1 protein-coding gene is annotated in these 535 nt (G+C 48.8%); it reads right to left on the bottom strand.

Annotated features, from left to right (window positions below; genetic code table 11):
• A partial coding sequence (locus tag R7Z50_RS30660; RefSeq protein ID WP_411979548.1) for an ABC transporter permease occupies positions 1-535 on the bottom strand: 535 nt, incomplete at both ends.

Genomic DNA, 535 nt, shown 5'->3' with positions numbered 1-535 from the left:
CAGTGGCCAACATCACGGCAAATTCACGCTGGCGTTCTAACGTCGTCATCAAAATGGTCGCGAATAGACCAAAACCAACGATTCCATACAGAATGTAGATGAGGAAGATCCCGCCAGCTTTGTCTAATGCGATTTGTTGAGAAAGCTCCGGCGATAACTCCTGCCAGCCTTTTACGGCGACGCTATTGCCGTAATCTCGCTTTAATTGCTCAATCACACTGGGCAATACGCGTAAATTTGAAGTATTGAGCACCCATGCCGTCACCTGTTTATCAAGTGAATACAATGTCTGAGCAGTATCGAGAGGCATATAAACCAATTGGGAGTCCAACTGCTGTAACGGGAAATGCAAAATTCCAGCGACACGATACAACCCCGCGGCCGTCTGACCACGATACCCGGCCCCATACAACACCAACTCATCGCCAATCTTCAAGCGAAGATACTGCGCTAAACCGCCACCGACCAAAACCGCATTTTGCCCAGAGGCGATAAACTCACCTTGAACCAACTTGTCACTAATGTGGGAGTACGC

Source organism: Vibrio sp. 1249-1, from assembly GCF_033340495.1.
This window is presented reverse-complemented; position numbering and strand designations above follow the sequence as displayed.